Origin of the sequence: Neobacillus thermocopriae (assembly GCF_010975035.1) — a bacterium.
In the GTDB taxonomy this organism is placed as follows: domain Bacteria; phylum Bacillota; class Bacilli; order Bacillales; family Cytobacillaceae; genus Neobacillus; species Neobacillus thermocopriae.
Genome location: NZ_JAAIUV010000003.1, coordinates 74,808 through 88,662 on the forward strand (window position 1 = coordinate 74,808; position 13,855 = coordinate 88,662).

Consider the following 13,855-nt stretch of genomic DNA (forward strand, 5'->3'; position numbering starts at 1 on the left):
GAGACGTGAAAGCGGCTGAATTTGATCGACTCTATTCCATATATGCAAAGCGTCTTCTATATATAGCTTATAAATATACGAAAGACTTGTACCAGGCGGAAGACATCGTTCAGGAGTCTTTTTTAAAGGCATATAAGAAAATTCATACAATCGAAGATAATAGTAAATTAGGAGGTTGGCTGTCCGCCATTACCGCTCGGACCGCCATCGACTTCTTGCGGTCAGAAAAAAGGAGGAATTGGCTAGTTATGGACGACTCCATGCTGGAACCACTGTTGGGGGGAAATGGCTATGAAACTAGCACAGAAGAAACAGTTCATCTCCGACTATTCAAAGAAACTATTAGCGACTCCTTAAAAAACCTATCAAAAGAATTCCAAGAAGTACTTGTCCTAAAAATACAATATGGTTTGAAAGAAAATGAAATCGCCAGCCTCCTCGACATGAAATCAGCCACTGTCAAAACCCGCCTATACCGGGCGCGTAAACAGCTAAAGCAGCTTGTTGGTGCCTAATCCTTTTTTTTAATAGGTATTGATTTTTATATAGAGAGGTGTTTTCTTATGATAAGAAGGCACCTCTTTTTTGAATCATTTTATGTAAGTTAACTAGAGAAGATTGGAGTCATGTTGGTTCAATGATAAATTCTTTGTCAGGTTTCTGGTTTCCTTTATCCTAATAATCAATGGATGAACCAGTCGACTGGAGGGATTGGTGTTTTTGGAGGGAAAAATGAGTAGACGGTTTTTTGGGGGAGGTCTGTTAATTTGATTTTTGAAGGAATATTGAAAAAAGCAGGAGAAATGACTGAAATACCATTTGAAGTAAGGGAATTAACGATCGATGATTTGCCAGAAGTTTTGCAAGTTCAGGATGTTGTTTATCAACGACTGGAGAATAAAGAGGTGCTTCAACCGCTCACCAAGGAGGAGTTTCAGTTTATTTTAGAAGGAAATGGTTTTATGCTTGGGGCTTTTGCAAAGGGGGGACTGATCGCTTTTCGTGCCATGCTAGTGCCGCATATAGACGCCGAGCATCTGGGCTGGGATATTGGATTATCAGAAGAACAATTGAGCCAAGTCATTTATCAGGAAATCACCAATGTGTTACCGGAATACCGGGGCAATCGTCTGCAGCAATTATTAGCAAAGTTAATTATGAGGGAATTGGAGAAGGAATCACACCCTTATCGTTATGTGTGCTGTACTGTTGCCCCGTTCAATATCCCGAGTTTAAAAGACAAGTTCGTCCAGGGGATGCAAGTTGCAGCTCTCAAAGAAAAATATGGTGGTCTTGTGCGTTATGTATTTGTAAAGGATTTGTTCAAGGAAGAGGCCCTGCCTTGGAAGGAAATCGAAGTCATTAAAATGAGCCATACAAGAGGTCAACAAGAAAAACTTAAACAAGGCTGGCGCGGTTTTAAAATGGAACAAAGAAACAACGAAATATGGGTGTATTACGGAAGAAGATAAAAAAGCATGGGGAATGAAATGGTCCATGCTTTTTTCCATGGTTTATTTGCCTTATTGGCTGCAAACTTATGTCAAGGAGTAGGGGTGCTCTCATTTTAAAACGAATCAAACGTTTGATTAATCATGTTATGCCACTACTTCTAATTTTATTCGTTTTCGCCTGTACACCATTTTTGATAGCAGTAAGCTACACTCATAAAGAAAAAGCAGTGGAATGATGACAAGGATGTCAGAAAGCAAGTCTGGTGGTGTAAGAAGAACAGCGGTTATAAGTAAAACGAAATAAGAATATTTTCGATTTTTTTGTAACTGATAAGGCTTCAGCATTCCAAGGCTCGTTAGGAACATGATCACTATTGGGAGTTCGAACAAAAAGCCAAAAGGAAGGGTCATGTGAATGAGAAATTGGAAATATTTTTCCGTTGTAAAAAAATCAATAAACATTCCATCTGATAGAGATAGCAGGAAATCAAAGACAAGTGGAAAAATGACAAAATAGCCAAAACTGATTCCACAAATAAATAAAAAGAATAATGCCGGAATATAGGCTAGAGTCACTTTCCGCTCCTTTTCCGTCAATGCTGGACGTACAAACAACCATACCTGACAGGCAGCCATTGGAATGGTCCCAGCTATTGCAACAACAGCGGCCAATAAGAAATACATCCATAAAATATCACTAGGACCTAATATAGCCAATTTGATTTCTAACTCCTTCATCAGCCATCGATAAATATCTTCTACAAATACAAAAGCTGAAGTAAAAAATAAAATAAATGTGCCCAGTACAATTATTAACCGCTTCCGCAATTCCTCTAAATGACCAACGAAATCCATATCTTGGCTATTCATGTTGGATACCTCCTTGAAAAAAGAAGATGCAAGCAACACTTACCGCTTACATCATCCAAATGAAAAATTTAAATAGTTTTTTCCTTATGGATGGTTGTCATAACTTTCCCATCATCTTCATCTGAAACCAAATCACGTGTCGATTTTTTAAATTCTTTCAGAGTCGAACCGACGGCTCGGCCTAGCTCTGGCAGTTTGGAAGGACCGAAAATAATTAAGGCAATAACCAGGATAAGAATTAAACCGGGGATCCCAATGTTTTGTAACATAGGTTGACCTCCATTAAATGACTTGTTTTATATGTTTTCGCTGTTGTGAATAGTTAAAGAGTTTATACTTTGCTCGGTTTCGGCAAAACTCACAACGGGTACCGACCCCCGCTTCAGGTACTGTTTGAATATGAGGGATATAAATCAATTTCAACGCATCTTTCACGTGTGAGGGACAAACTAAAATCATCATTATCCACCTTCTATTCACTAGGGACGGTCTGTCCTCGTTCAACTTATTTAAACTTTCCGCCTTGAATGGCTACTAAGGCAGAACGTCCAAAACTTTGACCAGGATATGGATTCCATGTTTCAGGGTGCTGAATATCTAAAAATAATGTGCGTTCATCCGGTGTCAACCATGGTCCTGTACATTCGCTACCCTTTGGTCCAGAGGCAAATTGCTGTGGCTTTCCATAATTTTTCCCATCCGTAGGAACGAGGAAAACACCGCAATTTTTATAATCTGCATAAACATTATCCTCTGTAGCACTAAAATCCTCGACGACCCATAGGTTGCCCTTACTGTCAAAGTGAAGGTTATCTGGGCAGGTGATGCCGCTTTTCTGTCCGCCGGCAACAAATACTTCAAAGGTAAAAGAATCGTTGCCATGGTCACCGTCTGGAGGGACAAATCGAATGATCTGTCCATGGAAATTCCCGTGGCTAGAATTATTGGTTAATGAAAGAAAAACAGAACCATCCAGTGGATGAATTTCCACATCCTCAGGGCGATCCAGCTTTGTACCACCAACAACACGAGCCGCTGCACGGGCATTGGTTAGAACATCTGCTTGGTCAGCAAACTGCGCCTTTAAGGCAGGGGTGCTCTCATGGTCAAGGGCAATCCATTTTTGTTTACTGATGTCTGCAACATATAAGGTCCCCTTTTCTAAAAGATCAAAGTTTGCCTCACGGTTAACTGGATTGAATTTTTTCTCACTAATAAATTTATAGAAACATTCATCCCCTTTATCATCACCCATATATACGACGACTCTTCCATCATTCGTCAGCCCCATAGCTGCATTTTCATGGGCAAATCGTCCAAGTGCCGTATGCTTTCGAACGGGACGTTTCGGATCAAACGGGTCCACTTCCACGACCCAGCCATAATGCGTGTCATTAAAGTTTGGCCAGCCATAATCTTGCCCATATTCTGTATTTTCCTCACAGGATAGCACTGTATTCCATAAAGTGCGGCCACCGCTGCAGTTTCCGAGCGTGCCTTCCACTTTCACGGCGCCATTTACCGCTTTGCTACCGCGGGCAGGGCCTGTTAACTCAATGGGTGTCGTCCCATCCACACGGCGATTATATGTATCATCTTGAACCAATTTCCACTCGCCTTTTTCTTTTTTGACATGAATTACGGAACCGCCGACAGCTTCTTTCTCCATTTTTAAAAGGTGGGGGTAGTTTGCTAGGTTCTCTTTTTTAAAATTTGCCGGATCCATTCCTAGTAATTTCATATAGTTGGCAGGTTCAGGGAATTCATGGTTTACCCAAATCAATCCTTCTTCAGAATTGTTACCACCTTTTAAACTATCAATTGGAAAATAGACAGTAAGATCTACGGAGTCTCCAAATTTTTCTCCTTTCGAGTTAATGACATCACCATATGAAGCAATGATATTGTAGTGATAGCCTTTAGGCAGGACTAAATCATTCTCCCATGTACGCTGAATCGGTTTAAACGATACCGTAAGAGGTTTGCCTTTTCCGGAAGGTTTTCCATTCATCAAATGATTGGCTGCCATCGTGTTTTCTGTTAATGCTGCAATCCCAGATGATGCGGCAACCAAGGCAGCGGTACTACTTCCTACATAGGTTAAAAAATGACGACGATCCATGAAATTTTCTCCCCCTTTTAAATGGTTTAGGTCCTTCACAAGTTTGATTATAGAGGGGGAATGTAGAATAGAAGTTAAGGGAATGTAAAGATTTATTAAGAAAATTTAAATGATTCGTAAAGTGTATATTTGAGTTGGCTTTGCATCTCATGTCATATAATAAGTTTTTCTTATTTTATTTCATAAAAATAATGAAATTTTTTTATCGATGTAATTGGAATATACTGTACAAAGGAGGTGGAGGAAATGGAATTTGTTATTCTTTACTTGATTGGAATCATTGCAACAACGCTTAGGACGCTGGCTGGAGGAGGAGGAATGATTAGTCTCCCAGTTATGTTGCTAATGGGAATTCCTGTCCATTCAGCTATTGGCGCCAACAAAGTATCGAATACGATTAGCTCTATTTCAAGCTTTTATCATTTATATAAAAAGAAAGAAGTCTCTCTTAAAGAATCCTTATGGATGATTCCTGTAAGCCTTGGAGGGGGGATAACAGGAGGTTTTATCGCTTCTAAATTATCTGGGGACAAGATGTATATCCTTGCGATCTTCTTATTAATTTTTGCTTTCATTACCTCTTTTATGGGAAAAAATCATTTTTCTGGAAACGAGCCATTAAGGATGAATCGTGTCAGCATATCAGGGCTATTCGGAATTGGAATGTATGACGGCCTATTCGGACTTGGACAAGGGACACTAATGTTCTATTTATTTGATTATATGAATATTGCCTATATTCGTGCTGTTGCTTTGGTTCGGTTAGCTACCTTTTCAAGTTGCTTTGGTGCAGCAATTACTTATATCATCGCAGGAAAAATTATTTGGCCCGTGACACTAGCTCTTCTTTTAGGTTCTCTTACTGGTGCTCATATTGGTGTTCGCATTGTGGAAAAATTAAAACCGAAATATGTAAAACCTCTATTAAGGATGTTTACTATTGCCCTTATAATTCAGATCTTGGCTGAAAGAGTATTTTAAAGCAAAAGGGTCATTGGCTGGAAGAAAGAATGAGCACTCACTTTTTCATTTGTGAGTGCTTCAAACTATTGGTAATAGGAGAATTTGGCCTGGATAGTTGCCGTAATTTTTCTTTTGCCAGGCTGGATGGGGGGAATGGCTTCACTTTTGGCGTACAGAGAGGTTTGAAAAGGTACGATTGGTGGAGTTTGGTTGATTTCCTGAATCCAAATTGGAATCTTATTTAATTTTACTCCCATCGCTTTTATTAATTCTGTTGCTTTCAATTGAGCATCCTTTAAGGCAAGTGCTAATGCTTGATTGTAATAGACTTGTGGATTTTTTAGGTTGAAATCAATATTAGAAACGGTATTTGCCCCATTATTAACGGCCGTATCGACGATCAGTCCTGTGCGATCGACTGCATGATTGGTGACTTCTAACATATGGGTTACTCTATACCCACGTAGAGTTTGTTTCCCGTCTTCATAATCATAGACCATTTCGATTCGGTAATCTGCTGTTTTAATATCTTCGTTAGGAATCCCAATGTTTGTTAACGCCTGGATGACTTTAGTTGTCTTTTCATTATTTTCTTTCTGGGCATCGGATAAATTTATCCCTTCTGAAATGACCCCTAAGGTAATAGTAGACATGTCGGGTGATGCATATACAGATCCTTCGCCTATTACTTTTAAAATATGAAAGTGATTTCGCAAATTGGAACTCCATTCTGTCTGTGTACGTCCCCATGGTTGTGGAAAATACATTGAAATACTCCTCCTCCCATACGAATATCTCTCGACTTATTGTATGACGGAGTCATTTGATGATTCCTTCTGCCCAAAAATAAACAAGATCAAATGACAAAATGGTAAAGGAAGACTATCTGTACTAAACAGAAATGACAACCCATATATTTTAATAAAACGTATAAGGGAGGGGATTGTTTGGAGTTTCATCAAATGTATGACCCGATGGGAAATACGTTTCTTTCTACACTGTTAGCAGCTGTGCCCATTTTGACATTGTTGTATTTTCTTGCAGTCCACCCACATAAAGATAAACTAGGAAGAAGGCACCATGGAATTGCTGCACCGAAAGCTGCTTTTATAGCAGCGATCGTCACCATTTTGATGGCGATATGGCTTGTCGACATGCCTGTGTCTTCGACATTGGCGGCATTTGGTTATGGATCTTTATTTGGCCTCATGCCGATCGGATGGATTATTGTTGCAGCGATGTTTTTGTATACGATTACATTAGTGACAGGTCAATTTGATATTGTCAAATCATCGGTTGTTTCTTTATCATCTGATAGGCGTATTCAAACGCTGCTTATTGCTTTTTCTTTCGGGGCATTTATTGAAGGGGCAGCTGGCTTTGGGACTCCGGTTGCGATTGCTGGGGCACTGATGGTTGGTTTGGGCTTTCGACCAATGGTGGCAGCTGTTTTGTGTTTGATTGCTAATACGGCACCTGTTGCTTTTGGTGCGGTGGGAACACCAATTATTACTTTAGCCAATGTAACGGGACTGCCTGAATCTGCTTTATCTGCAATGGCAGGCCGTCAGCTTCCATTCTTCTCCATTATTGTCCCATTTTGGTTGATTGCGACCATGGTTTTTATGCATAAAGGAAAATGGAAGCAAGTCATAGAAGTTTGGCCAGCTATTGTTGTAACAGGTGTTAGTTTTGCCCTTACCCAATTTGCTGTTTCTAACTATATTGGTCCGATGCTTGTAGATATTGTGGCCGGTATTGTCTCCATGCTTGCATTAATTTTACTTCTTAAAGTTTGGCAGCCAAAGAATAAGTTTTATCTTCCTGGTGAGGAAGAAGAAATGAAAACACTGGAAGTACAGGAATCCCAATATAGTCGTGGCCAAGTAGCTAAGGCTTGGACGCCTTGGGCATTTCTTACATTATTCGTATTTTTGTGGGGATTGCCTCAATGGAAAACCTTCTTAAATTCATTAAACTTCTTTGGTCTTAAGTCCATCTATAATATTTCTGTCCCTTATTTAGACCAGTTAGTTTTCCGTGGTCCTCCCCTTGCAAAAGAATCGGCTCCCGAAGCTGCGGTATATGCTTTGAATTGGTTATCTGCAGCAGGAACAGGTGTTTTTTTTGCTGCCATTTTAAGTGGTTTGTTCCTCCGATTAAGTAAAGAACAGTGGAAATTATCGGTTGTACGTACGGCACAAAGAATGAAAACTCCTTTAATTACCATTGCATTGGTTTTAGGCTTAGGGTATACGACCCGCTATTCCGGATTAGATGCGATACTAGGTCTTGCATTCACAAAAACGGGTGATCTTTATCCGTTCTTTGCCGCTATGTTAGGTTGGCTTGGCGTCTTTTTGACAGGCAGTGATACTTCATCGAATGCCTTATTTGGAAATATGCAGCGAATTACAGCTGATCAATTGGGGCTAGATCCCGTCCTGATTGCTGCTTCCAATTCAACGGGTGGGGTTATGGGTAAAATGATTGATGCTCAAAGCATCGTTGTAGCGACTGCTGCCTGTTACGAGGATCGAAATGAAGGGGCTAATGCAGTTGGACCTATATTCCGAGCTGTCTTTTTCCATAGTATTGCTTTAGCGGTTTTAATGGGAATCTTAGTCATGCTACAAGCCTATGTGTTCCCTTGGATGATCCCAACTTATACCTTATAAGCAAAAAAAGAGAGGGGAATTACTCCCCTCTTTTTTTATAACGATGAATTTGATTCCTTCTCTTTTATGCATGTTGCCGAGTTCTTTTACTGCTACGTTGTACTTCGGCTTCCTTTTTTAATCCTTTCAATAAGGAGTAGCACATGATCACCATAATAATGGCAAAGGGAAGAGCAGCAGCGATGGAAGCTGTTTGCAATACATTCAAACCGCCTGCTAAAAGCAATACAGCTGCTACAGCGGATTGGATAACCCCCCATGTCATTTTGATTTTATTAGAGGGATTTAATGTTCCGCCTTCACTAAGCATGCCTAATACAAACGTAGCTGTATCGGCAACCGTTATATAATAGATAGCTATGACAGCAAATCCAAAAATACTTAATACGGAACTAAATGGAAGATGATCAAAGAATGTAAAGATAGATAAGGATATATTTTTCGTAATAAATTCTGCCAAATCTGAGTTTCCTGGTTCTTGAACCATTTTTAACGCCGATCCACCAAATATCGACATCCAAAGACAGGTTCCTAGTGTAGGAGCAATTAGCACCCCAATGACAAATTCCCTGATGGTTCGTCCTTTAGAAACCCGTGCAATAAACATTCCGACAAATGGAGCCCAGGCGATCCACCATGCCCAGTAAAATAATGTCCATGATGCAATCCATTCTCCTTCACCGAAAGGTTTCAGACGTAGACTCATATGTATAAAGTCATTAATATAGAGTCCTGTTGTATTAAAGAAGACTTTAATCATCGTTAAGGTTGGTCCAACAATTAAAATCAGAAGCATGATGGCGAAAGAAAAAATCATGGCGGCATTCGATAAGTATTGGATTCCTTTTTCTAGTCCTGTGTTAACAGAGATCATGAAAAGAACCGTACCGACGATAATGACGATAAGTTGGATCCATAACACATTTGGAACCCCAAATAAATCATGCATACCGGCCGTTACTTGCATGGCACCAAGTCCTAAAGAGGTGGCAATACCAAATACCGTAGCGAAGATGGACAGTATATCAATGGTTTTTCCTATTGGCCCGTAGATTCTATCTCCCAATATCGGATAGAAGGCCGAACTGATAGATGCTGGAAGCTTTTTGTTATATTGAAAAAAGGCAAGGGCTAACCCGATTACAGTGTATATGGCCCATGGATGTAGTCCCCAATGAAAAAAGGTATATTTCATCGCTGTATTGGCAGCCTCAATCGTATAACCTTCTCCATAAGGAGGCTTGGTGTAATGGGTGACTGGCTCGGCAACACTCCAGTATACAATCCCGATTCCCATACCAGCACCGAACAACATGGCTAGCCAAGATCCCGTGTTGAAATCAGGCCGGTCCGTTTTTTTTCCGAGACGAATATCACCATATTTCGAAAAAAGTAAATAAACCGAGAAAATGACAAAGAAAAAGGTAGCTCCTACATATACCCATCCGAGGTAGTCTATGGAACCTTGATAGATGGTATCTGTCACTTTTGCCAGATTATCTGTAAAAAAAACTCCCCAAATGATAAAAATGAGAGTTAGTATGATTGATGTAATAAAGACTGTGTTTTTTCTATCCATAAAAACCTCCTCGTATAGTGGAAGACAAATGATCTTGTGAATAGGGTGAAAGATCATTTATCAAGTAGATTGTATAGAAATTCCCATTTATCGGGGTTCATCAATTCTTCCTGAGATACCTCTAAACCGCCTCCAAGGTAGACGGTTTGTCCCTTGATGGCCACTACCATTGCTTCAAATAGTTCATCTTGATCCTTTTTTAAATAAATGTCGCCTATCGATGGCAGTAGTCCGTTTATTGGATGAGGTAATTGGTCCAGATCCGTATCTTGCATGTTTTCTGCGGCAGCTCGTTCAATATCTTGATATTCAATAGGGTTGCTATCACTGGCCCGGCCTGGAACCATTAGCAAATACTCATTATGTTTAATCCCTTGAGAATTACTCGTAATAACCCCTTTTTTATCTGCTGTTTCCACTACTTCAATTTCATTTAATGAATACGTATCCAGGGAATCAGGCATGGGATTGTGTATTAAGATAAAATCACCTGGTTCAGCCTGCCGATCGTTTCTGAGTGTGTATACCCTATGATTAAAAATAAAACTGTCTCGTTCTTTTGGTTTATATTTTTCTACACTTGCCGCTGTCGTTAAATGCTGGGTTAAATCCCTCAGCCTGATAAGATGAACGGATTGTTTAAACATTGGTTTGACTCCATAGACTCTATGTAACTCATTGTTGTAATAAACAAATTGCCCTTTTCTTACTTGATATAGTTTCACAAATACATCTCCTTTCTCGCATAGGCAAATAGGATATGGAATCATAGAAAACCGATTATTCATTAGAATGCCTTTTTTGGAAAAAAACATGAAGGAGAATGGAAGAACACCGAGTTGTTTAATAAAAAGTTATGCAACTGCTGCAGAATCCACGAGTTGTCTAGTATTATGCGGACGTTTAAAGGGAATTCATACACTACTATGTCATAAATAGTGAAATAGGTCAAAAATTGTCGGGAAATAATCGAGGGGTGGGGAAATGGAATAGTAATTTAATTCCATTTCTCCGCAGTGAATTTAGTTGTCAGAAGTTTTCATTGATGCTAATATTTCATCTATTTTTTTGGCTACAAGTGGATAGAAATGGGTCTTTGCCGCGGTTGTGGAATTGCCACCAAAGAAGGCCGTTCCGGGGCAAGATTTCACATTGTAGTCTGGAGCATTATCAAGCACACGTTCACCTGTTCTCAAATCCCACCAGTGATGATAAGTGATAGTATCAATAGAGGGAACCAGCCCGAATTTGATACAAAGCAAGGCAGTGAGATAAACAATGGTTTCTCTTTGTTCCGCAGTCATGACATCGTGGCCGGCATCAAAGTTTCCAAGGTTCTCAATGGTTAATCCTGTTGCGTTTGCTTTAGGACCGATCGTTCCTTCAGGAGCCACATCAAATGGTCGTGAAACAGCAATTTTTCCATCTGGGAAGGTGGTGATGTTTTGGGCAATATTACTCCATCCCATTTTTGTCATATGGTAATTCCTCATACTCTCCAGCAACTGAAAATGATTGGAACCATGAAAGTGTTTATAAGAGGGCGCCCATGTATGGTGCTGTTGTATGATATTGATTTTTCGCTTAAATGTTTGATTGAACAGCCAGTTTCTAAATTCCTCCCGGGTCATAAGTATATGCTGCCCTGAAGTGACACCATATTTTTGGGTTGATACAGGTTTGTCATTTGTATTAGCGGAAATGGGACAAACAAGGAGAGATAGGCTTAAGAACATAACAGATATCATTGCTATTGATTTCTTCAATTTGATTTATCCTTTCCAGATCATTGATTTCTACTACTAGTTTGCAGAAGTGTTATTGAAATATTCCGAGTAGTTCACTTCAATGGGTTCTTGAAAATATGGTTGATACATGCAGTCTGATAGGGAGGGAAAATGATGTATTTATTTAATAAATTTCATTTCTTTCACAACAATAAGTGAAAACTATTATTTTCGTTTGCAATGATGGTCTTTTAGCCCTCCTATTCATATTTTACATTTATCTTTAATTGATATATTTTTAATATGAGATAAATGTGTGTGTTAACAAGAAACGGGTTATTAATTTGGGGAGGAAACAGTGATGAATTATGCACAATCCGGCATGGAAATTGGTATCTATACGTTAGGGGACTTGGTTCCGGAGCCTGATACAGGAAAAACTATTCCTGCGGGACAGCGGTTAAAGGAAATAGTGGAAGCAGCAAAATTAGCGGATGAAGCAGGTTTGGATGTATTTGGTGTTGGTGAACATCATCGGTTGGACTATGTCGCATCGACTCCTCCCGTCATTTTGGCAGCAGCCTCGCAAGTAACGAAACGAGTGAAATTGGTAAGTACAACGACCGTATTGGGCACCGTTGATCCTGTCCGCCTTTTTGAAGATTTTGCAACGTTAGATTTATTATCTGATGGACGTGCTGAAGTCATTGCTGGTCGCGGAGCTTTTGTCGAGTCTTTTTCTTTGTTCGGCTATAATTTGGATGATTATGATGGATTATTTGATGAAAATATCGATTTATTTTTAAAATTAAATGCCCAAAAAAGAGTGACTTGGAGCGGACGCTTTCGATCTCCGTTAAAGGATGCGGAAATTGCCCCAAGGCCTGCTCAAAAAGAGATTCCTTTTTGGGTTGGAGTTGGTGGTTCTCCGGAAAGTGCAGAACGCGCCGGCAAATATGGGGTTGGTTTAACCATGGCGATTCTTGGTGGTGCGCCAGAAAGATTTACATCACTTGTCGAGCGATACCGACAATCCGCAGCAGAAGCAGGGCATCCAATTAGTAATTTAAAAGTGGCAGTAACTGGCCATGCCTATATATCTAGTACAAATGAGCAGGCGAAGGACGAGTATTATCCTTATTATGCAAACTATCGGCAATTCTTTAATCGAGAACACTCTGTAGCGCAAATGTCCAGGTCCGAATTTGAGCAGCTTGCTGGTCCGGATACAGCACTGTTTGTAGGTAGCTCCCAGCAGATTATCGAAAAAATTCTTTATCAATATGAACTATTCGGTCATCAAAGGTTTCTCGCTCAATTGGATATTGGGGGAATGCCATTTAAAAAAGTCGCTGAGAATATTGAGCGTCTAGCGGTGGAGGTTGCGCCTGTGGTACGGCGTGAAACTAGAAAGCTCAAAAAGTAGTTTCGTTCATTCATCATTATATAATCTTTGTATCAACGCTAAGAGGTAGGTACCGGTTATCACGGATATACGGAGTGTACTGTGTAACCGGTTTTTTTAGTGGAAAGAAAATGGTTATGTTGAGGCCAAAAGGATTGACAGTAATTAACATTAATATTATCATTATTGATAATGATAATATTAAAGGAGAGGGAAAAGGGGGAAATTCCAATGGTAAGCTCGGCTACACTGGCATCGATGGTGATTATGATTGTTTTTTCTATTGTTTTATTTATCGGATTAATTTGGTTTTATAGAAAAAGAACGGGGATAGCGATGAAACCGATCATTGTTGGGGCAGTGGGGTTTTTTGTCTTTACGCAAATATTAGAAAAGGTGTTGCACGTGGTCGTTATAACCAATTTCCCAAATTATGCCGAACATCCATGGGCATTTGGGACGTATGGGGCATTAGCCGCTGGTGTATTTGAAGAGCTAGGCAGGTTCCTGTTGTTTGTTTGGCTTTTAAAAAGATACCGCGACTATAAAAGCGGTATTTCCTTTGGTATCGGCTGGGGTGGTATTGAAGCCATTCTCCTTTCATTGATCATAGCCGGGCAAAGGATGGTATTGGCACTTTTGTTAAATGCAGGAGCATTGGAGGCGGCATTGGGAGCGCAATTTCCTGCCGACCAACTGGCAGTCCTTAAGGACGAGCTTGTAAGTAAAGGGGCATCTTTTTATTTACTGGGCAGCTTGGAACGATTCTTTGCCGTATTCATCCAAATAGCATTAAGTTTACTCGTATTAATTGGTGTAGTAAAGAAGAGATTTTCTTTGTTAGTGTTAGCTATTTTCATTCATGCAGCAATTGATTTCCCAGCCGTATTTTTTCAAACCGGCCATATAAAACAACTTTGGATCATTGAAGTTTATGTAGCCATTATTGGGATCTTATCCTTTTTCTTTATTAAAAAGGCAAGAACCTTCCTGCCAGATATTCCATCAAAATCGTAGAATGCTTTAGGAAAAATAAGCATTTAATAGGTAAAAAAGT

14 protein-coding genes are annotated in these 13,855 nt (G+C 39.8%); 6 read left to right on the forward strand and 8 right to left on the reverse strand.

The genetic code is table 11. The annotated features are described in order from the left end of the window. Positions 1-5 precede the first annotated feature (5 nt). Positions 6-515 carry an RNA polymerase sigma factor gene (locus tag G4Z05_RS02950; RefSeq protein ID WP_163250397.1) on the forward strand — a complete coding sequence of 170 codons (510 nt, stop codon included), beginning with the start codon at positions 6-8 and terminating at the stop codon, positions 513-515. 288 nt (positions 516-803) lie between these two features. Further along, on the forward strand, positions 804-1,472 hold the full coding sequence (locus G4Z05_RS02955) for a GNAT family N-acetyltransferase (protein WP_163250505.1): 669 nt from the start codon (positions 804-806) through the stop codon (positions 1,470-1,472). 126 nt (positions 1,473-1,598) lie between these two features. Here G4Z05_RS02955 and tatC read toward each other — a convergent pair whose 3' ends face one another. From tatC to G4Z05_RS02975, 4 genes are all read right to left on the reverse strand, one after another. Next, a complete protein-coding gene (gene tatC / locus G4Z05_RS02960) occupies positions 1,599-2,324 on the reverse strand; it encodes a twin-arginine translocase subunit TatC (protein ID WP_163250398.1) in 726 nt (241 codons plus the stop codon). Between the two features lie 68 nt (positions 2,325-2,392). Beyond that, positions 2,393-2,593, reverse strand: a complete 201-nt coding sequence (locus G4Z05_RS02965) for a twin-arginine translocase TatA/TatE family subunit (protein ID WP_163250399.1) — start codon at positions 2,591-2,593, stop codon at positions 2,393-2,395. Positions 2,594-2,606: 13 nt separating this feature from the next. Next, on the reverse strand, positions 2,607-2,783 hold the full coding sequence (locus G4Z05_RS02970; RefSeq protein ID WP_163250400.1) for a hypothetical protein: 177 nt from the start codon (positions 2,781-2,783) through the stop codon (positions 2,607-2,609). Between the two features lie 46 nt (positions 2,784-2,829). Next, complete coding sequence (locus G4Z05_RS02975) at positions 2,830-4,446, reverse strand: PhoX family protein (protein WP_163250401.1); 1,617 nt, start codon at positions 4,444-4,446, stop codon at positions 2,830-2,832. Positions 4,447-4,692: 246 nt separating this feature from the next. On the opposite strand from G4Z05_RS02975, the gene G4Z05_RS02980 reads away from it, so the two are divergent. Continuing rightward, positions 4,693-5,427, forward strand: a complete 735-nt coding sequence (locus tag G4Z05_RS02980; protein WP_163250402.1) for a sulfite exporter TauE/SafE family protein — start codon at positions 4,693-4,695, stop codon at positions 5,425-5,427. Positions 5,428-5,492: 65 nt separating this feature from the next. Here G4Z05_RS02980 and G4Z05_RS02985 read toward each other — a convergent pair whose 3' ends face one another. Further along, a complete protein-coding gene (locus tag G4Z05_RS02985; RefSeq protein ID WP_163250403.1) occupies positions 5,493-6,176 on the reverse strand; it encodes an SIMPL domain-containing protein in 684 nt (227 codons plus the stop codon). A 180-nt stretch (positions 6,177-6,356) separates the two neighbouring features. Here G4Z05_RS02985 and G4Z05_RS02990 point away from each other — a divergent pair, with 180 nt between their 5' ends. Beyond that, positions 6,357-8,087 (forward strand): L-lactate permease, encoded by a 1,731-nt coding sequence (locus G4Z05_RS02990; RefSeq protein WP_205597420.1) that lies wholly within the window; start codon positions 6,357-6,359, stop codon positions 8,085-8,087. A gap of 64 nt (positions 8,088-8,151) precedes the next feature. On the opposite strand, the gene G4Z05_RS02995 is transcribed toward G4Z05_RS02990, so the two are convergent. The 3 genes from G4Z05_RS02995 to G4Z05_RS03005 all read right to left on the reverse strand — a co-directional run bounded on the left by G4Z05_RS02995 (position 8,152) and on the right by G4Z05_RS03005 (position 11,432). Continuing rightward, on the reverse strand, positions 8,152-9,666 hold the full coding sequence (locus G4Z05_RS02995) for a glycine betaine uptake BCCT transporter (protein WP_163250404.1): 1,515 nt from the start codon (positions 9,664-9,666) through the stop codon (positions 8,152-8,154). A 53-nt stretch (positions 9,667-9,719) separates the two neighbouring features. After that, positions 9,720-10,391 (reverse strand): hypothetical protein, encoded by a 672-nt coding sequence (locus G4Z05_RS03000; RefSeq protein WP_163250405.1) that lies wholly within the window; start codon positions 10,389-10,391, stop codon positions 9,720-9,722. A 297-nt stretch (positions 10,392-10,688) separates the two neighbouring features. Beyond that, positions 10,689-11,432, reverse strand: a complete 744-nt coding sequence (locus tag G4Z05_RS03005; protein WP_240465294.1) for a peptidoglycan recognition protein family protein — start codon at positions 11,430-11,432, stop codon at positions 10,689-10,691. A 322-nt stretch (positions 11,433-11,754) separates the two neighbouring features. Between G4Z05_RS03005 and G4Z05_RS03010 the strand changes: the two genes are divergently transcribed. Continuing rightward, entirely contained in the window at positions 11,755-12,819 is a 1,065-nt protein-coding gene (locus G4Z05_RS03010; protein WP_240465295.1) for an LLM class flavin-dependent oxidoreductase, read from the forward strand. Positions 12,820-13,029: 210 nt separating this feature from the next. After that, entirely contained in the window at positions 13,030-13,815 is a 786-nt protein-coding gene (locus tag G4Z05_RS03015) for a YhfC family intramembrane metalloprotease (protein WP_163250406.1), read from the forward strand. The last annotated feature ends 40 nt before the right edge of the window (positions 13,816-13,855 follow it).